Here is a 24,987-nt window from a genome sequence, read left to right as displayed (position 1 = left end):
TTCGCGATCGGTTAGTCCCGCTCGAGGTCGATGTCGATCGCCAGCGACCGGATCTCTTTCAAGAGGACGTTGAACGATTCGGGCATACCCGCGACGAAACGGTAGTCGCCACGCACGATGCTCTCGTACATCTTGGTCCGCCCCGTGACGTCGTCGGACTTGACCGTGAGCATCTCTTGCAGCGTATAGGCCGCGCCGTACGCCTCGAGCGCCCAAACCTCCATCTCACCAAAACGCTGACCACCGAACTGTGCCTTCCCACCGAGCGGCTGCTGCGTCACGAGCGAGTAGGGGCCGGTGGAGCGCGCGTGCATCTTGTCGACGACCAGGTGGTGGAGCTTGAGCATATGCTTGTACCCCACCGTCACCGGACGATCGAACGGCTCACCCGTCTGACCGTCGTAGAGCGTCACCTGCTCGGTGCCTTCGATACCCGCGAGGCGGAACATTTCGGCGATGTCGTCTTCGCTTGCTCCTTCGAACGCAGGCGACGCAAACGGCACCCCTTTGGTGAGGTTCTGCGCCATTTCCCGGATCTCGTCGTCCGAGAGCGCCGCCAGATCTTCTTTCTGTCCGCGCTGGTTGTAGATCTTCTCGAGGAATTCCCGCAATTCCGCGATGTTCGCTTGCCGCCGCAACATCTCGGCAATGCGGTCCCCCAACGCACGCGCGGCGCGCCCGAGGTGGGTTTCGAGAATTTGCCCGATATTCATCCGTGACGGTACGCCCAACGGGTTCAAGACGATATCGACCGGGGTGCCATCGGCCATGAAGGGCATGTCTTCCACCGGCGCGATCTTCGAAACCACCCCTTTGTTCCCGTGGCGCCCCGCCATTTTGTCCCCGGGCTGCAGCCGCCGCTTCACCGCGAGGTAGACTTTGACCATTTTGAGCACGCCCGGCGGGAGCTCGTCCCCTTGGGTGAGCTTCTTGCGCTTGTGTTCGAACGCCTCATCGAACGCTTTGCGCGTCTTTTCCAATCCATCACGGACCGCTTCGAGTTGCTGCGCCACCGCGTCGTTCTCGACACGAATATCGAACCATTGGTACGGTTCGAGGGAATCGAGGTACGCCTCGGTGATTTCCGAACCTTTCGCGAGCCGCTTCGGTCCGCCGGCAGCGGTTTGCCCGACGAGAAGGCGGCGCAAGCGTTCGAACGCATCCCGTTCGAAAATGCGCAACTGGTCGTTGAGGTCCTTGCGGTAGCCACGCAACTGTTCGTCGATGATCGACTGCGCCCGCTTGTCCCGCTCGATTCCCTCACGGGTAAACACCAGCACGTCGATCACGGTACCGCTCATTCCGGTGGGCACGCGCAACGACGTGTCTTTGACGTCGGACGCTTTTTCCCCGAAGATCGCGCGCAACAGTTTCTCCTCTGGGGTAAGCTGCGTTTCGCCCTTAGGGGTTACCTTACCGACCAGAACGTCACCGGCTTTGACCTCGGCGCCGATGTGGATGATCCCACACTCGTCGAGACGCGCCAGTTGCGCTTCACCCAGCGACGCGATGTCGCGCGTGATCTCTTCGGGCCCCAGTTTGGTGTCGCGCGCAACGACCGTAAGCTCTTCGATGTGGATCGAGGTGTAGCGGTCCTCGGCGACCAGCCGTTCCGAAATGAGGATCGAGTCTTCGAAGTTGTACCCGTTCCACGGCATGAACGCCACGAGGACGTTCTGCCCGAGCGCCAACTCCCCAAGGTCGGTCGATGCGCCGTCGGCGATCACGTCACCCGCGGTGATCACATCCCCTTTCTTGACGATCGGCCGCTGGCTGATGTTGGTGTTTTGGTTGGAGCGCTGGAATTTCACCAGATTGTAGATATCGACGCCAACTTCGCCGGGCTGGGTTTCGTCGTCGTTGACCTTCACGACGATGCGCTTCGCGTCGACGTAGTCGACGACGCCGCCGCGCTTCGCGACGACCACCGTTCCCGAGTCCTTAGCAGCGATGCGCTCCATTCCGGTACCGACGAGCGGCTTTTCCGGGCGCAGGCAGGGCACCGCCTGGCGCTGCATGTTCGCTCCCATGAGCGCGCGGTTGGCGTCGTCGTGCTCCAAGAACGGAATGAGAGAGGCCGCGACCGAAATGATCTGCTGCGGCGCCACGTCCATATATTGCACCGCTTCGGGCGGAACGAGGACGAATTCCCCTTTTTGACGGCACGAAATGAGCGAACCCAGAAGTTTGCCGTCCGGCCCCACTTCGGAGTTCGCCTGCGCGATCACGTATTTGGCTTCTTCGATTGCCGACATGTAGACCACTTCGTCGGTCACACGACCGTCGACCACCTTGCGATACGGCGTTTCGATGAAGCCGTAGCGGTTGGTACGCGCATAGACGGCAAGCGAATTGATCAACCCGATGTTCGGCCCTTCCGGCGTTTCGATCGGACAGACGCGACCGTAGTGGGTGGGGTGGACGTCGCGCACCTCGAAACCCGCGCGGTCGCGCGTCAACCCGCCGGGACCCAGCGCAGAGACCCGCCGCTTGTGGGTGATTTCCGAGAGCGGGTTGGTTTGGTCCATGAACTGCGACAACTGGCTCGAGCCGAAGAATTCCTTGATCGCCGCCGAAATCGGTTTGGCGTTGATCAGGTCGTGCGGCATGAGGTTTTCGCTTTCGGCATGGACCAAGCGCTCTTTGACCGCACGCTCGACCCGCGCCAACCCCGCACGGAATTGGTTTTCGGTGAGTTCCCCGACGCTGCGTACCCGACGGTTGCCCAAATGGTCGATGTCGTCGACTTCACCGTGGCCGTTGCGCAATTCGATGAGGATCGCGATCACCGCGAGCAGATCCTCGTCGGTGAGCGTCATCGGCCCCTCTTCCCCTTTCGGCCCCACTTGCGCGAAAAAGCGCTTGATCCATTCGGGGGACGCCGGGTCGAGCGATTCAAGCGGCGGATAGGCGCGGCTGTTGAACTTCATCCGCCCCACCGCAGAGAGATCGTAGCGATCCGGCGAACGGAAAAGTCCCTCCCAAAGTTGCTCGACCGCCTGTTCCGTAGGCGGCTCACCCGGGCGCATCATGCGATAGATCGCGACCTTGGCTTGCCAGGCATCTTGCGTGTCATCGAGTCGCAGCGTCTGCGAGAGGTATGCACCACGGTCGAGTTCGTTCACGAACAGGGTTTCGAATCGAGTAATCGCCGATTCACGCAGACGCTCCAATACCGTTTCGGTGATCTCGTCGTTTGCTTTGGCGATCACCTCTCCAGTTTCGGGATCGATGAGGTCACGCGCGATGATCCGCCCGAGCAGAAACTCATCGTCGACGACCACATGGTCGATCCCCGCCTGCTTGAGCTCGCGCACGTGGCGTGCGGTGATCCGCTTCTCTTTCGCAACGATGACTTTGCCTGCGGCATCGCGAATTTCCAGCCGCGAGACCTCCCCTTTCAGGCGCTCGGGGTCGAAGCGGAAGACGAACTGACCGTCCCGTTTCTCGAACGTTTCGAGATCGTGGAAGAAGGTCAGCATCTCTTCGTTGCTCATCCCAAGCGCACGCAACAGGATCGTCACCGGCATCTTGCGCCGCCGGTCGATCCGGAAGAAGAGGCAATCCTTCGGGTCGAATTCGAAGTCGATCCACGAACCGCGGTACGGAATGATCCGCGCCGAGAAGAGCAGTTTTCCTGAGGAGTGGGTCTTGCCTTTGTCGTGCTCGAAGAAGACACCGGGAGAACGGTGCAACTGCGAAACGATCACCCGCTCCGTTCCGTTGATGATGAACGAGCCTTTTTCGGTCATCAAGGGGATCTCCCCCATGAAGACCTCTTGCTCCCGAACCTCTTTGACCGTCTGATATCCGGTGGCTTTGTCGAGGATCACCAAGCGGACACGCGCCCGCACCGGTGCACAGTAGGTGAGCCCGCGCAACTGGCATTCACGCACGTCGAATTGCGGCTCACCGACGGTATAGTAGAGAAATTCGAGCCGCGCGTTGTTATTGACAGAGACGATGGGGAAAATCGCGTTGAACGCCGCTTGCAACCCGACATTTTTCCGCTCCATCGGTGGCGTGTCGAGTTGAAGGAATTCGCGGTAGGAGTCTAGCTGCGTGGCAAGGAGGAAAGGAACGTCGAGAACGGGTTTGCGCTTGGCAAAGTTCTTGCGCAAGCGCTTGCGTTCAGTGTATGAGTACGCCATGTGTGCTCCAGGCTAATGTCGCGCGAAAGGAATCAAGACGCAAAAGCTTGTGGGTTCTCGCAAGCCTTTGGGTGTTGACCCCCTGCCTACTACCAATGGCGAAAGGCCGGCGCCATAAGCACCAGCCTCCCGCCACATTCCGCAAGGAAATTATTTGAGCTCGACCTTCGCGCCAGCCGCTTCGAGGTCTTTCTTGAGCTTCTCGGCTTCGTCTTTGGAGACGCCCTCTTTGATCGTCTTGGGCGCACCGTCGACGAGATCCTTGGCCTCCTTGAGGCCGAGACCCGTAGCAGCACGGACCACCTTGATCACTTCGACCTTCTTCGCACCGGCTTCGACCAGCACGACGTCGAATTCGGTCTTCTCTTCCGCCGCCGGTGCCGCCGCACCGCCAGCTGCCGGAGCTGCCGCTACTGCAACCGCTGCCGCAGCAGAAACCCCGAATTTCTCTTCCATCGCCTTGATGAGCTCAGAGAGCTCGAGCACGGTCATATTGGCGATTGCGTCCAGAATTTGCTCTTTGGTCATCGACATGTTTGACTCCTGAATGAATGCCTGTGAAACGGAAATAAATTACGCAGCCTCTTTCGCGTCGCGAACGGCAGCAAGCGTGCGGACGAATTTGCCCGGCACCTCGTTGAGGGTGCGCACGAACTTGGCGATCGGGGCCTGCAACGTCCCCACCAAAGTGGCCAACAGTTCGTCGCGGCTTGGCATGCTCGCCAGCGCCTTGACGCCTTCGACGTCAAGGAGCGAACCGGGCATTGCCCCCCCTTTGACGACCAATTTTTCGGCGCTTTTTGCAAAGTCGACAAGCACCTTGGCTGGTGCCACCGGATCGGCGGCAATCGCGAAGATCAGCGGGCCCACGAGTTGCGACTGGATGCACGCAAACGGGGTCCCATCGACTGCGCGATGGACCAAGGTGTTCTTGATGACATGCAAATAGACGCCGGCTTCGCGCGCCTTGCGGCGCAGCTCGGTCATCTCCGCGACGGTGAGACCACGGTACTCGGCAAAAACGATCGCCCCTGCCTCAGCCACTTGAGCGGAGACTTCGGCGACGATTGCCTGCTTGCTTTCAAGCTTGAGTGCCAAGGTTCACCTCCAATTAGGACACCCTGTTTCCAGGGCAGCTTTGGCGGCCTTCAATCAGGAGCGTGCTCCTGCTTCGGGTGACGCCATCTACGTTGGGCGCGGTTTTACCGCATTTAAGGTTGCCCCCCAACGGTCTTTGATAACCCGCCGCGCCGTTCGATAACGGGCGCGACGGCCCAAAGTTCGTTACGCCTGCTGCGGCAGCGCACTTTGTGGATCGACCTTGATTCCGACCCCCATCGTGCTGGAAACCGCGATCTTTTTGAAATAGGTTCCCTTCGCAGCCTGCGGCTTCGCGCGTTGCAGCGCCTCGATGAGCGCCTGCGCATTCTGCTTCAACGCTTCGACGGGGAACGACGCGCGACCGATCGACGCGTGGATGATCCCGTTCTTGTCGGTGCGGTACTGGACCTGCCCCGCCTTTGCGTTCTTCACCGCCGTAGCGACGTCCATCGTCACCGTTCCCACCTTGGGGTTGGGCATGAGGCCACGCGGCCCCAGGATTTGCCCCAACTGCCCCACGAGACGCATCGCGTCGGGTGTGGCGATGAGCACGTCGAAATCGATATTCCCCGCTTTGATCGTTTCGGCCAGATCTTCGAAACCGACGATATCGGCACCGGCCTCACGGGCTTCGTCCGCTTTCGCCCCTTGCGCAAAGACAGCGACCCGGACCTTTTTCCCAGTCCCGGCCGGCAACACGACTGCGCCACGAACGACTTGATCCGACTTCCGCGGATCGACCCCAAGATTCACGGCGATATCGATCGACTCGTCGAATTTGGCTTGCGCAGTCTCTTTCGCGAGCGCCAGCGCCTCATCCAAGGAATAGACGCGGTTGCGGTCGACTTTTTGCCGCAACGCTTGCATCCGTTTGCTCAGTTTTGCCATCTTACACCCCCTCGACATCCACGCCCATCGACCGCGCGGAACCGGCGATCGTCCGCACCGCTGCGTCCATATCGGCCGCGGTGAGGTCCGGCATCTTGATCTTGGCGATCTCCTCGAGCTGCGCGCGTGTGATCTTGCCCACTTTGTCGAGGTGGGGTTTGGAAGAGCCTTTCTCGATCTTCAACGCCTTCTTGATGAGGACGGTTGCCGGCGGCGTCTTCAACTCGAAGGTAAACGACTTGTCAGAATAGGCGGTGATGATCACCGGAATCGGCAAGCCGGGCTCCATATTTTGCGTCTTGGCGTTGAACTCCTTGCAGAACTGCATGATGTTCAAGCCGCGCTGACCGAGCGCCGGACCGACCGGAGGGCTCGGGTTTGCTTTCCCTGCAGGAATCTGCAGTTTGATGTAGCCGACGATTTTCTTGGCCATGACTGCTCCTAGTGAGTGCTAACGCGGCAAATGCCGCTCCTCGATTGCTCAGACCTTTTCGACCTGTGAAAACTCCAATTGCACCGGTGTCGAGCGGCCAAAAATCGAAACCGCGACCGACAACCGGCTCTTTTCGTAATCGACCGCCTCTACCGTCCCCATGAAGTCGGCAAACGGCCCCTCTTTGACCCGGACCGTCTCTCCGATCTCATAGACCACGCGCGGTTTCGGCTTCTCGCCCCCTTCCTGAATCTGCGCCAACAACGCCTGCACTTCCCGCTCCGAAAGCGGAGCCGGCTTCGTGGGACTTCCGCCGACGAAACCAGAGACACGCGGCAACGAATTGACCAGGTGCCACGTATCGTCGTTCATCTCCATCTCGACGAGGAGGTAGCCCGGAAAAAACTTACGCTCGGTCTCTTTTTTCGCACCGCCGCGCAGCTCGATCACTTTTTCGACCGGAACGAGAATCTGACCGAATTGGTCTTCCATCCCGGCCAATTTGATCCGCTCTTGCAGTGCTTTTTGCACCTGCTTTTCGAACCCGGAGTGCGCTTGCACGACATACCAACGCTTGGCCATCACTTCCACCCCAGCAACAATCCGTACAACACCCACTCCAATGTCTTGTCGACCAGCCACATGAAAATGGCCAGCGTCACCACGAACGCAAAGACGACCAAAGTTGCCTGAGTCGTCTCTTTGCGGTTCGGCCAAACGACTTTGCGCACTTCGGCAACAGCAGCGCGAACGAACGCAACGAAAGCCTTTCCTGGCTCAGAGAGGAGCAGCACACCCCCTGCGGCAACGACCCCCAGCACGACGAGCGCAGCGCGCGCCAGACCTGGCCAGTCCGCAAAATAATAAAAGCCAGCGATCCCGCCAGCCAACAACAGTGCAGAGAGCAGATAGAAAAGGATGTTCATTGGCGTCTTATGGTTGGCAGGGGCAGAGGGAATCGAACCCCCAACCTTCGGTTTTGGAGACCGACGCTCTGCCAGTTGAGCTATGCCCCTACGGCGCCAGCAACGCTGGCGCCACTTCAAACTGAGATTACCGCACCATCACTCGATGATTTTGGAGACGACGCCGGCACCCACGGTACGGCCGCCTTCGCGGATCGCAAAGCGCAGACCTTCTTCCATCGCGATCGGTGCAATGAGTTTCACCGTGAGTTTGACGTTGTCACCCGGCATCACCATTTCCACCCCTTCCGGCAGTTCGATCGACCCCGTGACGTCGGTGGTACGGAAGTAGAACTGCGGACGGTAGTTGGAGAAGAACGGGGTGTGACGGCCCCCTTCTTCTTTGGTGAGCACGTACACTTCGCATTCGAAGTGGGTGTGCGGGGTGATGGTACCCGGTTTGGCGAGCACTTGACCCCGTTCGACTTCTTCGCGTTTGGTTCCGCGAAGCAGCACCCCGACGTTGTCACCCGCACGCCCTTCGTCGAGCAGTTTGCGGAACATTTCCACGCCCGTGACGGTGGTCTTTTGCGTCGGACGCAGGCCGACGATTTCGACTTCGTCGCCGACTTTCACGGTACCACGCTCAACGCGGCCGGTCACGACGGTTCCGCGACCCGAGATCGAGAAGACGTCTTCGATCGGGAGCAGGAACGGTTTGTCGATGTCGCGCTCCGGCGTGGGGATGTAGCTGTCGAGCGTCTCAGCCAGTTTGAGGATCGCCGGCTCGCCGATTTCGCTCTGGTCGCCTTCGAGCGCTTTGAGCGCCGAGCCTTTGATGATCGGGGTGTCGTCACCCGGAAAGCCGTACTGATTGAGCAGGTCCCGAACTTCCATTTCGACGAGTTCGAGAAGTTCCGGGTCGTCCACCATGTCGCATTTGTTGAGGAAGACGATGATATAGGGAACACCGACCTGGCGCGCCAACAGGATGTGTTCGCGCGTTTGCGGCATCGGGCCGTCTGCAGCCGAGACCACGAGAATCGCGCCGTCCATCTGCGCGGCACCCGTGATCATGTTCTTGACGTAGTCGGCGTGCCCCGGGCAGTCGACGTGCGCGTAGTGACGGTTCGCGGTTTCGTATTCGACGTGCGCGGTGTTGATCGTGATCCCACGCGCTTTTTCTTCCGGCGCCGCGTCGATGTCGTCGTATTTCTTCGCTTCACCACCAAAGTGCTTCGCCAGCACCGTGGTGATCGCCGCCGTCAGCGTCGTCTTGCCGTGGTCCACGTGCCCAATCGTCCCCACATTGACGTGCGGCTTCGTCCGCTCGAATTTTGCCTTGGCCATCTGCTTCCCCTTTTTCGTTGCCGCGTACGAGAGAACATGGTGCCCATGACGTGGATCGAACACGTGACCTCTCCCTTACCAAGGGAGTGCTCTACCACTGAGCTACATGGGCACTTTACCCTTCGACTGGAGCGGGTGAGGGGAATCGAACCCCCGTCTTAAGCTTGGAAGGCTTCTGCTCTACCATTGAGCTACACCCGCTCAAACCCGCAACCTGTCCAGCCTGAAACCTGGTGGAGGGGGTAGGATTCGAACCTACGAAGGCTGAGCCGGCAGATTTACAGTCTGCTCCCGTTGACCGCTTGGGTACCCCTCCGAGAGAATCGGCATTATGCCGGATTTCACAGACACGGTCAACACCTTTACTCCCTTTCTACCGCTCTGCGTTCCTGCCGTCCATTTTTTCGATCACGCACAATCGCGCTAAAAGTCACCGCCCGCACTATAGTTTTCGAAGCGCGTGTATTCACCAAAGAATGCAAGCCGGATCGTTCCGGTGGGGCCGTTACGGTGCTTCGCGATGATGATCTCGGCGGTCCCCTTGTCGGGGCTGTCCGGGTGATAGACCTCGTCGCGGTAGATGAACATGATGATGTCGGCATCTTGTTCGATCGCGCCCGATTCCCGCAGGTCGGACATGACGGGTCGCTTGTTCGGTCGCTGTTCAAGACTGCGGTTGAGCTGCGATAGCGCGATGATCGGGGTGTTGAGCTCCTTAGCAAGCGTCTTCACCGAGCGCGAGATCTCCGAAAGCTCATTCGCGCGGTTGTCGCTCTCCTTGGCGCCGACCATCAACTGGAGGTAGTCGATCACGACGAGTCCCAAACGACCCCCGAACTGCCGCGCCAGACGCCGCGCACGGGCGCGCAGATCGATCGGGTTGAGCCCGCCGGTCTCATCGATGAAGATCGGCGCATCGTAGAGTTTGCCCATCGCGGCCGAGAGCCGCGCCCAGTCGTCGTCGGTCAGTTTGCCGCGACGCAGTTTCTGCAAATCGATGCGCCCCACTGAGGCAAGGAAACGCATCGCCAGCTGAGTGGCTGGCATCTCCATCGAAAAGATCGCCACCGGAAGTTTTTGATGGAGTGCCACATGCTCGGCGATATTGAGGGCAAAGGTAGTCTTACCCATCGCGGGACGCCCCGCGACGATGATGAGGTCACTGGGTTGCAACCCTGCCGTCTTTTCGTCCAAATCGAGGTAACCGGTCGGCACACCGGTAACATCGTTGCTTGCATTGCGATCATAGAGTTCCTGAACGCGGTCGACGACCTGTTTCAATGCGGTACCGATCGAGACGAAGCCCGTAACGGCGCGTGCGCCTGCTTCGGCGATTTCGAAAATTTTCGCCTCGGCTTCGTCGAGGATCGTTTTGGCGTCCCTACCCATCGGCGCGAGCGCGCTTGCGGCGATCTCGTCGGCGACACTGATCAATTTGCGCAGGATCGCCCGCTCGCGAATGATCTCCGCGTAACGGCGCACGTTCGCAGCGGAAGGGGTCTGGTTCGCAAGCTCCGCAAGATAGGCGATCCCACCCGCCGCTTCGTCTTCCCCACTCTTTTGCAAAGATTCATGAACGGTGACGATGTCCGCCGGTTTTCCTTGCTGGATGAGCGCGGTGATGTGGCGAAAGATCCTGCGGTGGTCGTCTCGATAGAAATCTTCCGCAGCGACGATGTCTGCGACACGCTCCCACGCGTCGTTGTCGAGCAAAAGCCCCCCGATCAACGACTGTTCGGCTTCGATCGAGTGGGGCGGCAGGCGTAGCGCCGCAGTCTCATACCCGAGCGCTTCCGACGTCATCTTTTACCTCCCGAAACGAAAAAGGCAGCCGAAGCTGCCTTCTTCGCGACCGATTCGCAAACGGCGCTTACTCACCCAAGACTGCGACATGGATTTTCGGCCGCACGTCGGCGTGCAGGTAAATTTCGATTTCGACTTCGCCGATCGCTTTGATCGGCCCTTCGGGCATGAGCACTTGTCCTTTGGATACGGCAAAACCCATCCGGTTGAGCTCGTCGGCGATGTCGATATGGGTGACCGACCCGAAGAGACGGCCATCGACACCGGCTTTGCGCACGATCTGAAGGGTAATCCCTTCGATCTGACTACCAAGCGCCTGCGCTTGCGCCAAGCGCTCCGCAGCCTGCCGTTCGAGCTCGGCGCGACGGGTTTCGAACTCGGCGATGTTTTCCGGAGTTGCCCGCTTTGCCTTCCCTTGCGGGATCAGATAGTTGCGCGCGTACCCATCCTTGACGGTGACGACATCGCCCAGATTCCCCAGATTTGGCACTTTGTCCAGCAGAATGACTTGCATGGTTGGGCTCCCGATTATTTGTGCTGATCGGTGTAGGGCAGCAGCGCCAAGAATCGCGCGCGCTTGATCGCCAATGCCAACTGGCGCTGAAAGCGCGACGAAGTCCCGGTGATCCGCGCCGGCATGATTTTGCCCGTTTCCATGATGTATTCTTTCAGGGTATCGATATCTTTGTAGTCGATGGTCTCGACCCCTTCCGCCGTGAAGCGGCAGAACTTACGACGCCGCGCGTTGCGGCCACCTTTAGCGAAACTCATTGTGCTTTCCTTTCTTCATCCTGATGCCATTGCACTGCGGTGAGGTGGAGCTGCAACTGCCGACCGCCTTTGCGTCGTGCCGCGAAAAAACCTTCCCCGGTCACTTCCGCACCCATCGGCAGCGCATCCATCACGGTTGCCACTTCCCCCATCGCAACCCAATGGAATCGAAAATCGACTTCGCGTGTACGTCCAACTTCGCACTGCATCGAGCGGTGCCACCCTTCCCCTTCGCTCACTGCCAACCCCGCAGGGGTATAACGCAACGCATCACGCGCAGTGACATCAAAAGTGAGGCGACAGCGATTGGCGCCCATCGCGATGCAGTCGATCCCGCGCTTACGCGTCGGTTGCGGTCTCAGCGGAAGCTGCAGGTTCGGCTGCCGCTGGCGCAACGATCTGATCAGCCCCCGCGGTGGTGCTGGGGTCGAGCAGCGAGCGCGCCTTTTCCCCTTTCATCATCGGAGAGGGTTCGGTCACCGGCCCTTCCATGCGAATCGTCAAATGACGCAGGATCGCATCATTGAAGCGGAACGCCGTTTCGAGCTCTTGCAAGGTTTCCAAGTCGCACTCGATGTTCATCAAAATGTAGTGCGCCTTGTGAATCTTTTGGATCTGGTACGCCAGGTGTTTACGCCCCCAGTCTTCCAACCGATAAATTTTGCCGCCGCGTTCGGTGATCAATTTCCGATAACGCTCGACCATCACCGGCACGTTTTCCGACTGGTCGGGATGGACCATGAAGACGATTTCATAATGACGCATGAAGACTCCTTCTGGATGTGTTGACCACAGCCTTCCCGAGCTGGGTAAGGCAAGGAACCTAACATTTTATCGAATCAACCATTTTTGCGCAACACCGGCCACGCCGCGCGCAGGTAGTGAATCATCGAAACGATCGTCAACACCGCCGCGAGCCACAGCAGCCACCGCCCCCATAGGAGGGGTTCGAAAGTACCCGGGTCGGCATAGAGGAGGAAGGGGATCGCGACCATTTGCGTGGCCGTTTTGAGTTTGCCGACGAACGCAACGGCAACGGTTTGCGCCTCACCAACCAATGCCATCCACTCCCGGAGCGCCGAAACGGTAATCTCGCGCCCGATGATGATGAGTGCGGCGACGGCATCCGCGCGCCCGAGATCGACCAACACGACGAGCGCGGCGGCGACCATCAGTTTGTCCGCCACCGGGTCGAGAAACGCCCCGAATGCCGACTGCTGCTGGAGCTTGCGTGCCAGGTAACCATCGAGCCAGTCGGTCACACTGGCGGCGACGAAGAGCACGGTTGCCGCCAGATTGACGAAATGGCCCGTGACCCAGGCAGTGGGCAGGTAGAACAAGAGGACGAGGAGCGGGATCGCCGCGATCCTCAGCCAGGTCAGTAGGTTGGGCCAGTTCCAGCGCATCGCGCCCGCGCTCCGCCTGTTTTTCGCTAACGCCCTTGCCGACCGAAGAGACCGCGAACCGCCTCTTGGAGATCGCCCGGAAGGACGACCGTTTTGGCGCTCTGCGATTCGGCAAGGGTTGCGAGCGCGGTGACATATTTTTCGCCCAGCAGGTAGCGAATCGCGATGTCGTTGGCTGCAGCCGCCTCGGCAACCCGCCGGATCGCTTCTGCGGAAGCCGCGGCGAGCGTCACTTGGGCCTGCGCGTCGCGTTTCGCCGCTTCGAGCCGCGCTTCCGCCTCCAAGATCGCTGCTTGCTTCGCCCCTTCGGCGCGGGTCACCGTCGCCTTGCGTTCCCGTTCCGCCGCTGCTTGCATCTCCATCGCTTGTTGCATCGACGGGGACGGGTTGATGTCCTGGATTTCGACCGTCTTCACCGTGACCCCCCAGTCGACCGCTTCGTCGGCGATTGACTCCCTGAGGCGCACCTTGATCTTTTCCCGGTTGGAGAGTGCCTCGTCGAGCGACATCTCGCCGATGATCGAGCGCAACGTAGTCATCACCAAATTGCGGATCGCCACGGCGAAATCGACCACGCCATACGCGGCCCGAACGGGATCGGTCACTTTGACGAACGCCACCGCGTTGGTACGGATCACCGCGTTGTCGCGGGTGATCACCTCCTGCTCCTGGACGTCGAGGATGATGTCCTTGGTGACCAAGCGGTACGCCACGTCGTCGAGATAGGGAATGATGAAATTGAGACCGGGCGTCAGCGTCTTGTGGTACTTACCCAGACGCTCGACGACCCACTCCTCCCCTTGCGGTACGGTCCGGATCCCTTTGGCGAGCGTGATGACGACGAAGACGATGGCGACGATAAGCACGATGAGTTGCGGATCCATCTCACTTCCTCCCAGGTTGGGCTTTTGCCGGGGCAACCGTAAATTCAGCGCCGTCGAACGCGACGACGACAACCCGCTCTCCGACCGCGATCGCGCTTTCCGAGCGACACGGCCAGCGATCACTCCCCAGTACCGGTTTTTGCAGCAACACTTCCCCGCGTTGAAACGGCGCGACCGCCCGAGTAAGGATGCCGACCTCTCCCACGACACTCTGCGCATCGGTGACGGAATCGGCTGCGGTGCGGCGATCATGCGGCCGCCACACCGCGAACCACAGCACCAAGAGTGCGATCGCCACCGCCAACCAGAGCCCGAGTTGCGCAAAGAGGGTCATCGGCACGATCGCTTCGGCGATGCCAACCACCACGCCCGCAATACCGAACCAGATCACGACGAACGATGGAATCACGAGCTCGAGCGCCATCAAGACGATCCCGATCACCACCCAATGCCACCACAGCAACGGCGCCCACGTCATCGCGCACCCCCTTCCCCGTCCGGGTTTTCCCCGTGCAATGCATTATAGAGGATCGTGGCGATCTTGCGGTCGATTCCTGGCACCCGCAACAGGGCTTCGAGCGGCGCGGCGCGCACGCCTTCGAGGCTACCAAAAGCGGCCAACAGCGCCCGCCGCCGTTTCGGTCCAATGCCGGGGATCTCTTCGAGCCGGGTACGGGCACGCGCTGCCGCACGACGCACTCGATTCCCGGTCACCGCAAAGCGATGCGCCTCGTCCCGAATCTCTTGAATGAGATGCAGCGCCGCGCTCGTCGCGCCCAGCACCCGCTCGGCCCCGTCGGGCCGCACCAACCGCTCCTCCCCGGGGCGGCGTTCGGGGCCTTTCGCCACCCCAAGCAACCGTTCGCACCCCATACCCAGATCAGCGAGCGCTTCGGCAGCCGCGCGCACCTGGCCGAGGCCGCCGTCGATCAAGATCAGATCGGGAAGCGGTTCGCCCTCTTGCGACAAACGCGTGTAGCGGCGGCGGACCGCTTGTCCGATCGCGGCGGTGTCGTCGCCCGGTTTCACGTCGCGGATTGCGAAGCGGCGGTAGCGCTTGGGTTGCAGCGCACCATTCGCCCAGACGACACAGCTCGCGACCGTGGCTTCACCGCCCAGGTGGCTCACGTCGAACGCTTCGATCCATTCGGGGGGTCGCTCGAGGGGAAGCCAATCGCGCAGCGCTTCATGGAGGGCCTTGGCACGTGCCGCCTGACGCAAGGTATCGTTTTGCCGCGCCGCCAACGCCAAACGGGCATTTTTTTCTGCGATCTCGACCCATGCCCGCTCGATTTCGCTTTTGGGCGCCGCAACCACCACGCGCGGCACCTCAGCAACCGCTTCGAGGCTCTCCCGCAACCACTGAAGCGACGCGGGCGATGCGGGCGCGATGAGGATGCGGTCGGGTACCGGCTGTTCGGCGTAATGGCGCTCGAGGCAAGCTGCGAGCAGATCCTCGGCCGCAGCGCGTTCGTCGCTCGTCGTCGCCGTCCGCTCGAGAAAGAGGGTGCGATCGCCCAGATGGCGTCCGCCGCGCACCGCGGCCCAACTCACCGCGGCGTCGGTGCCCGTGACCACCGCGACGAAGATATCGACGTTCTCTTCGCGGCGGCTGTCGATCGCTTGCGTCGTGCGCAATTCCTGAAGCTGACGGATCTGATCGCGCAACTGCGCGGCGCGTTCGAACTGCCACGCGTCGCTCGCTGCTTGCATCGCTTCGGTCAGTTCCGAAATCAGTTCCGAGCTTTTGCCCGAGAGGAACTGCACGGCCGCCCGCACCTGAGCCTGGTAGTCGGCAACCGAAACCGCTCCGACGCACGGCGCGGTACAGCGGTGGATCTGGTGCAGCAGACAGGGGCGCGTGCGGTGGGCAAAGACCGTGTCTTCGCAGGTGCGAAGCTGAAAGATTTTCTGGATCCACTGGATGCTTTCCCGCGCCGCGAGCGCGTTGGGGTAAGGGCCAAAATAGCGGTCACTGTTCTTCAACGGGCCGCGGTAGTAGTAGATGCCGGGAAAGTCGCCTCCGCTGATCCGAAGGTAGGGGTAGGTTTTGTCGTCGCGAAAGAGGATGTTGTACTTCGGCTGCAGCGTTTTGATCAGGTGGTTTTCGAGGATGAGCGCTTCGGCTTCGCTGCGCACGACGGTGACTTCGATCGCGGCGATCTGTGCGACCATCCGCGCGATGCGTGGGCTCGGCAGTTGCGTGCGAAAGTAGCTCGCGAGCCGTTTTTTGAGGTTTTTCGCCTTGCCTACATAGAGCACTTGCCCCTCTGCACCGAGCATGCGATAAACACCCGGCGCTTCTGGTGCGGTAGCGAGGAACCGTTTGGCGTCAAACGCGGCCGACATCGTCACCAGGCGTCCAACATGCGATCGATCGCAGCAAAGTCGTTACACGCCAACGCCACGTCGCCCCCTGCGGCGAAAAAGGCGCGCCCCCGTTCGGCGAGCGTGGCGCCCGCCCAGTTCGCCGCGGCCATGCCTAAGTCGTCGGACGCGATCCAGCCGGCGAACTGCAGCCGTTCACGCAGCACGGTCTGCAACCAAAACGGGGAAAACGCAGCGGGCGCATCGTCACAATGGGGAAAACGAACGAGCGCCGCCATCACGCCACAGCCCGACAACAACGCGCCGTCCGTTGCCACTGCCCGCACCAACTGCCGATAAGGAACCAAATCGGCAGCCCAGAGGGCATCCCAAGATCGGGAGTCCGTGGGCAGTTCGAGGTGGGAATCTTCGACCACACCACCGTGCCCAGGGAAATGTTTGAACACTGGGCACACGCCAGCACGGGCGAGCCCATCGGCAAAGGCCAACGCCAACGTCGCTGTGATGTGGGGGTCGGCGGAAAAGGCGCGATCACCGATCACCCGTGACCGGCCGTCGTCGAGATCGACCACCGGCGCAAAATCGACGTCGATCCCATGTGCGGCGAGCTCCCTACCGGCGAGCGCCCCCCAACGCCGCGCCGTCTGCACGGCCGTCTCTGGATCGGTCGTCCACTGGGCGCCTAAATGGCGCATCGGCGGGAGCTGCGTAAAACCTTCGCCTTGGAAACGCTGTACACGTCCGCCTTCGTGGTCGACCGCGATCCGAAGGTCGTCGCGCACGCTGCGAATCGCTTCGGTCAAACGGCGCAGTTGCGCGCTCGTCTGCCAATTGCGGGCAAAGAGGATCACGCCACCCACCGCCGGATGGACGAGGCGCGTCCGATCGCGCGCCGTAAGCGCAGGACCCTCGACGCCGATCCACCACCGGGGCGCTGCGATCGTAAACCGCTCAGACACGGGTTCCTCCTTCGATCACGACGAAGGCGACGACGTGCGTCTCTTCGTCACTCAGAGAGAGATGGGCTGCCGTTGCGCCGCGATCGGCAAAGCGCTGCGCGAACGACGCGGAAAAACGCCACACCGGTTGCCCGCTGGGTTGGTGGGTGATTGCGATGTCGTGAAACCTCACCTCGGCGCCGATGCCACTTCCCCACGCTTTCGCGAACGCCTCTTTCGCAGCGAACCGTTTGGCGAGGAACCGCGCCGCAAAGCGGTCTCGCTCCAGAGGCGCACGCGCCGCGAGCCGGGTAAAGAACACCTCCTGTTCGGTTGGCTGCAAAATGCGACACGCCAAGCGATCGCGATGTCGGCCCCAGACTTGTTCGACCCGAGCCACCGCCACCAAGTCGACGCCGATCCCCAAAATCATCGCACGTAGAGATGTAACCGGAGCGCTAACCGTTGCGTTGCGCTGCATCCGCGATCAACGCCTTCATTTCCCGAACCGCTTGTTCGAGCCCGACGAAGAGCGCCCGACTGATGATCGCGTGACCGATGTGCAGTTCCGCAATGCCCGGCAGCGCCGCGATCGGTGCAACGTTGGCGTAGTTGAGCGCGTGCCCGGCGTTGAACTGCATCCCCGCGGCACGGATCGCCTCCCCGGCCTGGCGCACCGCCGCGATCGCCGCACGGGTTTCGGGATGGTCGGCACGGCGACCATGCGTCCAAAAGGCGTGCGCGTACGAACCGGTATGGACTTCGCACACCGTTGCACCCACTTCGGCGGCGGCTTCGATCTGCTTCAGATCGGGATCGACGAAGAGGCTGACCCGAATACCGGCTTCAGAAAGTTTTGCGACTACGGTTTTGAGCCGCGCCCGCTCCGCGACGACGTCAAGCCCCCCTTCGGTGGTGATCTCCTGCCGTCCTTCGGGAACGAGCGTCACCATTTCGGGCCGCAGCTGGCACGCGATCGCGACCATCTCGTCGGTAGCCGCCATCTCCAAATTGAGGCGCACTTGAACCGATTCCCGCAACAGCCAGACGTCGCGATCCTGAATATGGCGACGGTCTTCGCGCAGATGAACCGTGATGATCTCTGCGCCGGCAAGCTGCGCCACGGTTGCAGCCCAGACGGGATCGGGCTCATAGGTCTGGCGCGCCTGCCGAACGGTCGCCACATGGTCGATATTGACACCCAATTCGCACATCGTTCATCCCTTCCCGTTCGTAACCCACTCTTTCATGAACGCGCGGGTGCGCAGCGGCCGCCCCTCCAGGCAATGGTCGATGAGCGCACGCAACCACGGTTTGACCTCATGTGCGACGATCGGCGCTGACCAGGCTCCTTGCGTGATCGCCGCATACGCTTCGGCCGAAAGCGGCACCGCAACCGGTCCGGTCTCCGGCCACTGCGGCGCATGACCGGTTGCCTGAAGCGACGCCCATTCGAACGCGCGCAATACCGGCGCAACCGGCTCGCCCGATGCGAGCGCGCGCACTGCAGTTTCGTACGCGCCGAACCACTCCGGATGGGGGACTTCACGCGGCGCAAGCCGCAGGATCAATTCGTTGAGATAATACCCGCACCAGAGCGCTTCGCCCGAAAGCAGCGGCATTCCGCCCAACCATTCGGCCCCGGTCAGGGTCAGCCGTTCGCCTTTCCCGGACCAGCGCAGATGGAGCGGTTGGAACGGCAGCAGCACCGAACGCAACGCCGAGTGCGGCCGCTTCGCCCCTTTGGCCACCAACCACAGCCGCCCATGCGCTCGGGTCCAGGCATCGACCAAAAGGCTGGTTTCGCGCCACGGTTCCGCGTGGAGGAGAAACCCGCGATCGCTGCCGCCACGCCGCGTCTCACTCATTGCCAGCGCAACGAATCACCCGTCGAGCCCCAGTTCGCGCAACGCGCGCGGATCGTCGGCCCAACCGCCACGGACCTTGACCCAGACGTCGAGATAGACCGTGGCGTCAAGCAGCGCCTCCAATTCTTTGCGCGCTTCCGACGCGATCCGTTTGATCCGCTCCCCCCCTTCGCCGATCACGATCGGTTTGTGCGCGTCGCGCTCGACGATGATCTCGGCCCAGATCCGCCGCAGTCGCCCCTCCTCCTCGTAGCGGCGGATTTCGACCGCAGTGCCGTAGGGGAGCTCGTCGCCCAAGAACCGAAACACCTTTTCTCGTAGGTACTCGGCCGCGAGAAACCGCTCGCTGCGGTCAGTGATCGTATCCGGATCGAAGATCGGTTCCGATTCGGGCAGATAGCGCACAATCGTCTGGATCAGATCGTCGAGATTGCGTTTTTTTTCCGCGGAGATCGGGACGATTTCCGCGTAGGGAAAGTCGTTGGCGCGTTCGGCGATGAACGGCAAGAGGAGATCCTTGCGCGGCAAACGATCGACTTTGTTGATCACGAGAAAAACCGGAACCCCTTGCGGTAAGAGGCGCATCACTTTCTGATCGTCCGCGGTCCATTTTCCGGCTTCGATCACGAAGAGGACCAGATCAACATCGGCGAGGGCTTGGGTCACGACCCGGTTCATCGCTTGGTTGAGCAGCCGCTTGTGGCGGGTTTGGAACCCCGGGGTATCGACAAGTACGATCTGCCCGTCGTCGGTGGTGACGATGCCGTGGACGCGATGGCGCGTCGTCTGCTGTTTTTTCGAGACGATACTCACCTTCGCGCCGACGAGCGCGTTCGTAAGTGTCGATTTGCCGACGTTCGGTCGCCCGACGACGGCGACGTACCCGGCGCGGAAAGACGGTTTTGTGCTATCGACTTGCGATTCGCTCGTGTGCATCAGCCTCCCCCTTCGTTTGCTTGGCGCAACCCCGCAAGCAGAACGGAGGCTGCGGCTTGTTCCGCACGGCGGCGGCTCGCCCCTTCCCCTTCGGCAGTCGCGTTCAACGCTTCGCTCACCACCCGGACGCGAAAATGTTGCGCATGCGCAGGCCCTTTCGCTTCGATCAAATCGTAGCGCGGTGGCGGCAGGTGGCGCGCCTGCAACCACTCTTGCAAAGCGGTTTTCGGGTCTTTGAGGGTTGTCAGGTCGCCGATTCTGTCCAGTTCCGGGGCGAACCACGCTTCGACACAAGCCGCCGCGGTAGTAAAACCAGCGTCGAGAAAGAGCGCACCGATGAGCGCCTCCAGCGCGTCGGAAAGGATCGACGGGCGGCGATGCCCGGCACCCCGACGCTCACCTTCGCCCAGGATCAACCAATCGGGAACGCCCAAGCGTTCCGCGAGTGCCGCCAACGTCTCTTGCCGCACCAACCGGGCACGTGCCCGCGAGAGGTCCCCTTCGCTCGCATCCGGGAACCGACGGTAGAGAAGCGACGCCACCGCACAACCCAACACCGCGTCCCCCAAGAACTCCAGCCGCTCGTTGTGCTGCTCTCCAGCGGAACGGTGCGTGAGCGCTTGGCGCACCAACGCGGGTTGCGTAAAGCGGTGCCCAAGCACCGATTCCACCTGCGACAAGATCGCTGCAAAACCGTTCGGACGCATCAGGGGGCGCTGGCCTCGAAGGTAAAGAGGAGACTGACGTTCGCGACCAAGGGCAACACCTTCTCGTAAGCGACGCGGACGACGTACCCGTGCTCCCCATCTTTGCGAATTTCGAGATCCCGCGCCGAAACCGAGGTGATGTAGTCGGCGCTCGCCCGGCGGTCGAACGCTTGCCGAATCGCTTGCGGTTCCCCTTCGGCCGCGGCTGCAACCAGCGCCCGCTTGACCGCAGCGAATTCGGTGTAAAACGGAACGACGCGCATCGCCAGAATGATCGCGATCCCAGCAATTGCCCCCCAAAAGAGTACCCCCAGAAGTGAAAAGCCTGCGATTGCCCGCACCTGCTGCCTCTTGCTGCCGTTTGTACCCATTTTCGCCACCCCGCTTACTCGAATCCGCCGATGCGCGACAGATCGTCGAAATTGAACCAGATCAAGAAGGCTTTACCCACCAAGTTTTCGTCCGGGACGAACCCCCAAACGCGCGAATCACTGCTGCCGTCGCGGTTGTCGCCCAGCACCAGATAGTGTCCCTCGGGAACGGAGCAGCTGAAGCCGCGGCGGTGGTAGGTACAGAGCTCACGATACGGAAAATCCATGCGGTGGCTGACGTACGGCGGTGCGCTTTCGTCCCAGATGATCGCATGAGTGTGTTTCCCCAGCTGCTCGCGCCACTGAATTCGGTACGCACGCCGATCTGGCATCACGTAATCCGGCAAGCGTTCGAGCGGTACGGTCACGCCGTTGATACGCAGCCGTTTGTCGATGTATTCGACGTAGTCACCCGGCAACCCCACCACCCGCTTGATATAGTCGAGCGACGGATCGACCGGGTAGCGGAAGACCACGACGTCGCCACGCTGAGGTTTCCCCAAATCGATGACTTTGGTCTTCACGACCGGCAAGCGAATGCCGTACGCAAATTTATTCACCAAAATGAAGTCACCGGGCAACAACGTGGGAATCATCGACCCCGACGGAATCTTGAACGGCTCGACCAGAAACGACCGCAAGAGAAAAACCGCAGCGAACACACCGAAAAAGCTTGCGCCGTATTCGACCCACCACGGGTCGGGCGCCCCCGCAGGCCGCCGACGGCGCGCGTACCAGCGGTCAAACCCCCAAAGCATTCCGGTGACCAGCGTCAAGAGAAACAAGAACAACTCGAAATCCATCGCCGTCACCCTTCGTCGGTACGCAACACGGCAAGGAACGCCTCTTGCGGGATCTCGACGCTCCCCACCTGCTTCATCCGCTTTTTCCCCGCCTTCTGTTTCTCGAGCAATTTTTTCTTGCGGGTGATGTCACCCCCGTAACACTTCGCCAACACATTCTTGCGCAGCGCTTTGATCGTTTCCCGTGCGATGATGTGCGAACCGATCGCCGCTTGAATCGGCACGTCAAACATCTGCCGCGGAATCAACTGCCGCAGTTTCACCGCGAGCTCACGTCCACGCTGCTGCGCCGAACTGCGATGGACGATCAACGACAACGCATCGACCCGCTCGCCATTGACCAAGATGTCCAATTTGACGAGATCGGCGGTGCGGTACTCTTTGAATTCGTAGTCGAGCGACGCGTAGCCGCGGGAGACCGACTTGAGCTTATCGAAGAAGTCGAGCACCACCTCGTTGAGCGGCAGATCGAAACGCACCTCCACTTGCCGTCCGTGGTAACGCATGTCCTGTTGCACGCCACGCTTCTGATTGCAGAGCGTCAAGACCGGCCCCAAGTAGTCCTGCGGCACGAAAATGGTCGCGGTGATGATCGGCTCGCGAATTGCTTCGATCTGCCCCGGATCGGGAAGCTTGGCAGGGTTTTCGATTCGCAACACCTCCCCTTTCTTCGTGACCACCTCATAGACCACCGAGGGTGCGGTGGTGATAAGCTCTTGGTCGAATTCGCGCTCGAGCCGCTCCTGGACGATCTCCATGTGGAGCAGTCCCAGGAATCCGCAACGGAAACCAAAGCCGAGCGCCTGCGACGTCTCCGGTTCGAACTGCAGCGCCGCGTCGTTGAGCTTGAGCTTTTCGAGCGCCTCGCGCAACTGATCGTATTCACTCGATTCCACCGGGTAAAGTCCAGCGAACACCTGCGGCTTAATTTCACGAAAACCGGGCAACGGCTCCGCCGCCGGACGAGCGGCGAGCGTAACCGTATCGCCCACTTTGGCTTCGGAAAGGAGCTTGATGCCAGCGATCACGAACCCCACTTCACCGCACTCGAGCGATTCCCGCTCGACCCCTTTCGGCGTAAAAACCCCCACCTTGTCGATTTCGTGCTCGGCGCCTGTGGCCATCAAGCGGATCGTGTCGCCCCGCGCCAAACGGCCGTCGACGACGCGCACCAGCATCACCACGCCGACGTAATTGTCGAACCACGAGTCGATCACGAGCGCCCGGGTCGGCGCTTCCGGATTGCCCCGCGGCGGAGGCACGCGCGCGACCACCGCCTCCAGGATCGCTTCGATTCCGATCCCGTTTTTCGCGGACGCGGCGATCGCATCGGACGCCGGGATGCCGATCACCTCTTCGATCTCTTCTTTCACCCGTTCCGGCTCAGCCTGCGGCAAATCGATCTTGTTGAGCACCGGAACCACCTCGACGCCAAGATCGATCGCCAGGTAACAGTTCGCGACCGTCTGCGCTTCGACCCCCTGCGACGCATCGACGACCAACAGCGCCCCTTCGCACGCCGAAAGCGACCGGCTCACCTCGTAGGAAAAATCGACGTGCCCCGGAGTATCGATCAGGTTGAGCTCATAGACCTTGCCATCTTTGGCTCGGTACTGCAACGTAGCGGTTTGCGCCTTGATCGTAATGCCGCGTTCGCGCTCGATATCCATCGAATCGAGCACCCGATCCTGCATCTCGCGGTCTTGAAGCCCGCCGCAAAGTTGGATCAGGCGGTCTGCGAGCGTCGATTTCCCGTGGTCGATATGGGCGATGATCGAAAAGTTACGGATGTGGTCCATGGTCACCAAAGAAAAAAGCCCCACAGGGGGATCCGCGAAAAGGGCTATTGTACCGAAACCGCAACGGTTTAGCGTGCCACGATGCGCACGACCGGTCGAATGCGCCGCGCCGCTCGCCGCCAAACGAAAATGAGCGTGCCGACGAGCAACGTAACCGCACCCCCATCGGCAGCGAGCGGAGAAAGGTCGGCAAGGAGCGCGTGACCGGCTGCGGCAAGCGTCACACCAATGAGTAACGGTTGACCATAGACCCGCCATGCGGCTTCGAGCGGCGCCCCAGAAGCCGTGACGACCCAAACCGGTTGCCCAGCTTCCAATGGGGTTTCCCACTGTGCGCGGGGGAACCAAAACCGTTTCGTGCCCTGCCAATTGACGAGCGAAACCCCACCGCAACCCCCAGACTCATGACAGCGCCCACAGCCGCCACGCGGTTCGACGATCGTGATCCACGCCCCCGCTGCATCGACGGCTTCGACCACCGCCGCGACGCGATCCGATACGGGGCACGGCGAAGAAGCCACGTGTACCTTACTCATCGACATACCGCATTCCATCCAACAAACGGTGGAGGGTCGCCGCGGGAACCTCACCGACAGCGGTCTGCAGCCACCCGTTGCGGTTTCGCCGCACGATCAAGGTTGCGCCCCAACGCTGCGCAGAGCCACGTTCTGCAGACTCCGCGATCGCTGCGCCCGGACGCTCCGTTTCTGTTTCCGTGTCCCTCGCGTGCTGCGACGGCGCCTGTTCGACAAACAGGGAGACCGACGCAGCGCCGTCACTCAGAGCCCATTGCCATACGCGGGAGCCGGAGGGGCCTTGCCGCCACCCTGAAGCGCGCAACGCAAACCCCGGCGGGAGATCATCGAGACGCCACGGCATCGCGTCCGGGGCGACGGTATGGAGACGGAAATCGACCCTATCGCTCTGCCCCAAACTGCTCCACGCTTGGCGCACTTCGGTGAGATCGGCTTGGGCGTGCCGTTCGAATCGAACGAACGCAAACCGTTCGAGCGGGGTCATCGCGTCGTCGAATATCGTCCGTTCCAGTGTCACCCCGGTAGCGGCGTCCAGCCACCAGCGCTGCGGGTAGCGCCAGGCATCTCGCGGCTGCAAGAGCCAACCGTTAGCCGGGTGGCCTTGCCAGCTTTGCTCGGGAAGCGGGGTCACTTCGTACCACTGCGCCAATTCGCGGAGCGAACGGCTCAGGGCGGGAACGCTCTGATGGCGCACGTCCCAATCGGCTTCCAACACGACCTGTTCGGCAGCCAATTCGGTTCGGCAGCGATTGCGCCAGCACAACGTAACCCGCTCGTTCGGTCCTTCGACCGTCGTCCAATAATAGGCTCCAAGCGGCGTTTGCCCCGAATCGATCCGAACGACGACGGGCGTTTCGTCACGCACCCACACCGCGACCCCGGAGAAAGTGGTCGTCGGTACGGTTTGCGCTGCTTCGTTCGCCTCGCTAGCGCCCCCCCATGACGACGAAACGAAAACGAGGAGAAGACCCGCAAGCAGCCGCTGCGTGCGCCCCATCGCCCCCTTTCC

28 protein-coding genes and 4 tRNA genes are annotated in these 24,987 nt (G+C 61.2%); all 32 read right to left on the bottom strand.

Annotated features, from left to right (window positions below):
• Positions 1-11: 11 nt before the first annotated feature.
• Positions 12-4,151, bottom strand: a complete 4,140-nt coding sequence (gene rpoB, locus ACYQ4Z_RS00960) for a DNA-directed RNA polymerase subunit beta (RefSeq protein ID WP_459859771.1) — start codon at positions 4,149-4,151, stop codon at positions 12-14.
• A gap of 150 nt (positions 4,152-4,301) precedes the next feature.
• Positions 4,302-4,685: a 50S ribosomal protein L7/L12 gene (gene rplL, locus ACYQ4Z_RS00955; RefSeq protein ID WP_119334470.1), complete on the bottom strand. Its 384-nt coding sequence runs from the start codon at positions 4,683-4,685 to the stop codon at positions 4,302-4,304.
• A gap of 39 nt (positions 4,686-4,724) precedes the next feature.
• Positions 4,725-5,249 (bottom strand): 50S ribosomal protein L10, encoded by a 525-nt coding sequence (gene rplJ, locus ACYQ4Z_RS00950; protein WP_219972296.1) that lies wholly within the window; start codon positions 5,247-5,249, stop codon positions 4,725-4,727.
• Between the two features lie 186 nt (positions 5,250-5,435).
• Positions 5,436-6,140: a 50S ribosomal protein L1 gene (gene rplA, locus ACYQ4Z_RS00945; protein ID WP_119334468.1), complete on the bottom strand. Its 705-nt coding sequence runs from the start codon at positions 6,138-6,140 to the stop codon at positions 5,436-5,438.
• Between the two features lies 1 nt (position 6,141).
• Positions 6,142-6,573, bottom strand: coding sequence for a 50S ribosomal protein L11 (gene rplK, locus ACYQ4Z_RS00940; RefSeq protein ID WP_119334467.1), 432 nt, complete (start codon positions 6,571-6,573; stop codon positions 6,142-6,144).
• Between the two features lie 48 nt (positions 6,574-6,621).
• Positions 6,622-7,155 (bottom strand): transcription termination/antitermination protein NusG, encoded by a 534-nt coding sequence (gene nusG, locus ACYQ4Z_RS00935; RefSeq protein WP_119334466.1) that lies wholly within the window; start codon positions 7,153-7,155, stop codon positions 6,622-6,624.
• Positions 7,155-7,499 carry a preprotein translocase subunit SecE gene (secE, locus tag ACYQ4Z_RS00930; RefSeq protein WP_119334465.1) on the bottom strand — a complete coding sequence of 115 codons (345 nt, stop codon included), beginning with the start codon at positions 7,497-7,499 and terminating at the stop codon, positions 7,155-7,157. The genes nusG and secE overlap by 1 nt, the downstream gene beginning before the upstream one ends.
• A 14-nt stretch (positions 7,500-7,513) precedes the next feature.
• Positions 7,514-7,589, bottom strand: a tRNA-Trp gene (locus tag ACYQ4Z_RS00925).
• Between the two features lie 48 nt (positions 7,590-7,637).
• Positions 7,638-8,828, bottom strand: a complete 1,191-nt coding sequence (gene tuf, locus ACYQ4Z_RS00920; RefSeq protein WP_119334476.1) for an elongation factor Tu — start codon at positions 8,826-8,828, stop codon at positions 7,638-7,640.
• A 37-nt stretch (positions 8,829-8,865) separates the two neighbouring features.
• Positions 8,866-8,940, bottom strand: a tRNA-Thr gene (locus ACYQ4Z_RS00915).
• A 15-nt stretch (positions 8,941-8,955) separates the two neighbouring features.
• A tRNA-Gly gene (locus tag ACYQ4Z_RS00910) sits at positions 8,956-9,029 on the bottom strand.
• Between the two features lie 30 nt (positions 9,030-9,059).
• Positions 9,060-9,144 (bottom strand) — tRNA-Tyr (locus tag ACYQ4Z_RS00905).
• 107 nt (positions 9,145-9,251) lie between these two features.
• On the bottom strand, positions 9,252-10,631 hold the full coding sequence (gene dnaB, locus ACYQ4Z_RS00900; RefSeq protein ID WP_217126218.1) for a replicative DNA helicase: 1,380 nt from the start codon (positions 10,629-10,631) through the stop codon (positions 9,252-9,254).
• A 67-nt stretch (positions 10,632-10,698) separates the two neighbouring features.
• Positions 10,699-11,145 (bottom strand): 50S ribosomal protein L9, encoded by a 447-nt coding sequence (gene rplI / locus ACYQ4Z_RS00895; RefSeq protein ID WP_219972297.1) that lies wholly within the window; start codon positions 11,143-11,145, stop codon positions 10,699-10,701.
• Positions 11,146-11,159: 14 nt separating this feature from the next.
• Complete coding sequence (rpsR, locus tag ACYQ4Z_RS00890) at positions 11,160-11,402, bottom strand: 30S ribosomal protein S18 (protein WP_119334461.1); 243 nt, start codon at positions 11,400-11,402, stop codon at positions 11,160-11,162.
• Positions 11,399-11,719, bottom strand: a complete 321-nt coding sequence (locus ACYQ4Z_RS00885; protein WP_119334460.1) for a primosomal replication protein N — start codon at positions 11,717-11,719, stop codon at positions 11,399-11,401. Before ACYQ4Z_RS00885 ends, rpsR begins: the two co-directional genes overlap by 4 nt.
• A 22-nt stretch (positions 11,720-11,741) precedes the next feature.
• On the bottom strand, positions 11,742-12,167 hold the full coding sequence (gene rpsF, locus ACYQ4Z_RS00880; protein ID WP_119334459.1) for a 30S ribosomal protein S6: 426 nt from the start codon (positions 12,165-12,167) through the stop codon (positions 11,742-11,744).
• Between the two features lie 74 nt (positions 12,168-12,241).
• Entirely contained in the window at positions 12,242-12,808 is a 567-nt protein-coding gene (gene pgsA, locus ACYQ4Z_RS00875) for a CDP-diacylglycerol--glycerol-3-phosphate 3-phosphatidyltransferase (protein WP_459859765.1), read from the bottom strand.
• 26 nt (positions 12,809-12,834) lie between these two features.
• Positions 12,835-13,692 carry an SPFH domain-containing protein gene (locus ACYQ4Z_RS00870; RefSeq protein WP_119334457.1) on the bottom strand — a complete coding sequence of 286 codons (858 nt, stop codon included), beginning with the start codon at positions 13,690-13,692 and terminating at the stop codon, positions 12,835-12,837.
• A gap of 1 nt (position 13,693) precedes the next feature.
• Complete coding sequence (locus ACYQ4Z_RS00865; RefSeq protein ID WP_119334456.1) at positions 13,694-14,170, bottom strand: NfeD family protein; 477 nt, start codon at positions 14,168-14,170, stop codon at positions 13,694-13,696.
• On the bottom strand, positions 14,167-16,041 hold the full coding sequence (gene uvrC / locus ACYQ4Z_RS00860; RefSeq protein WP_233468002.1) for an excinuclease ABC subunit UvrC: 1,875 nt from the start codon (positions 16,039-16,041) through the stop codon (positions 14,167-14,169). The genes ACYQ4Z_RS00865 and uvrC overlap by 4 nt, the downstream gene beginning before the upstream one ends.
• 2 nt (positions 16,042-16,043) lie before the next feature.
• On the bottom strand, positions 16,044-16,979 hold the full coding sequence (gene nagZ / locus ACYQ4Z_RS00855) for a beta-N-acetylhexosaminidase (protein ID WP_219972301.1): 936 nt from the start codon (positions 16,977-16,979) through the stop codon (positions 16,044-16,046).
• Positions 16,972-17,391, bottom strand: coding sequence for a holo-ACP synthase (gene acpS, locus ACYQ4Z_RS00850; RefSeq protein ID WP_285614936.1), 420 nt, complete (start codon positions 17,389-17,391; stop codon positions 16,972-16,974). Before acpS ends, nagZ begins: the two co-directional genes overlap by 8 nt.
• A gap of 25 nt (positions 17,392-17,416) precedes the next feature.
• Positions 17,417-18,172 carry a pyridoxine 5'-phosphate synthase gene (locus ACYQ4Z_RS00845; protein ID WP_219972303.1) on the bottom strand — a complete coding sequence of 252 codons (756 nt, stop codon included), beginning with the start codon at positions 18,170-18,172 and terminating at the stop codon, positions 17,417-17,419.
• A gap of 3 nt (positions 18,173-18,175) precedes the next feature.
• The gene (gene recO, locus ACYQ4Z_RS00840; protein ID WP_219972304.1) at positions 18,176-18,826 is read right to left on the bottom strand and encodes a DNA repair protein RecO; all 651 of its coding nucleotides are present in this window, start codon (positions 18,824-18,826) and stop codon (positions 18,176-18,178) included.
• Between the two features lie 15 nt (positions 18,827-18,841).
• Positions 18,842-19,762: a GTPase Era gene (gene era / locus ACYQ4Z_RS00835; RefSeq protein ID WP_119334450.1), complete on the bottom strand. Its 921-nt coding sequence runs from the start codon at positions 19,760-19,762 to the stop codon at positions 18,842-18,844.
• The gene (rnc, locus tag ACYQ4Z_RS00830; protein WP_119334449.1) at positions 19,762-20,469 is read right to left on the bottom strand and encodes a ribonuclease III; all 708 of its coding nucleotides are present in this window, start codon (positions 20,467-20,469) and stop codon (positions 19,762-19,764) included. Before rnc ends, era begins: the two co-directional genes overlap by 1 nt.
• A complete protein-coding gene (locus ACYQ4Z_RS00825) occupies positions 20,469-20,810 on the bottom strand; it encodes a DUF4845 domain-containing protein (RefSeq protein ID WP_197713739.1) in 342 nt (113 codons plus the stop codon). The genes rnc and ACYQ4Z_RS00825 overlap by 1 nt, the downstream gene beginning before the upstream one ends.
• Before the next feature lie 44 nt (positions 20,811-20,854).
• On the bottom strand, positions 20,855-21,643 hold the full coding sequence (lepB, locus tag ACYQ4Z_RS00820; RefSeq protein ID WP_119334448.1) for a signal peptidase I: 789 nt from the start codon (positions 21,641-21,643) through the stop codon (positions 20,855-20,857).
• Positions 21,644-21,648: 5 nt separating this feature from the next.
• Positions 21,649-23,442, bottom strand: coding sequence for a translation elongation factor 4 (gene lepA / locus ACYQ4Z_RS00815; RefSeq protein ID WP_219972405.1), 1,794 nt, complete (start codon positions 23,440-23,442; stop codon positions 21,649-21,651).
• A gap of 68 nt (positions 23,443-23,510) precedes the next feature.
• Positions 23,511-23,978, bottom strand: a complete 468-nt coding sequence (locus ACYQ4Z_RS00810) for a SoxR reducing system RseC family protein (RefSeq protein WP_438438617.1) — start codon at positions 23,976-23,978, stop codon at positions 23,511-23,513.
• Entirely contained in the window at positions 23,971-24,975 is a 1,005-nt protein-coding gene (locus tag ACYQ4Z_RS00805; protein ID WP_219972307.1) for a MucB/RseB C-terminal domain-containing protein, read from the bottom strand. Before ACYQ4Z_RS00805 ends, ACYQ4Z_RS00810 begins: the two co-directional genes overlap by 8 nt.
• Positions 24,976-24,987: the final 12 nt, after the last annotated feature.

The sequence above is a fragment of the Hydrogenophilus hirschii genome (genome assembly GCF_054656675.1).
Note: the sequence above shows the minus strand (reverse complement) of the source record. Positions and strands in the feature narration are given on the sequence as shown.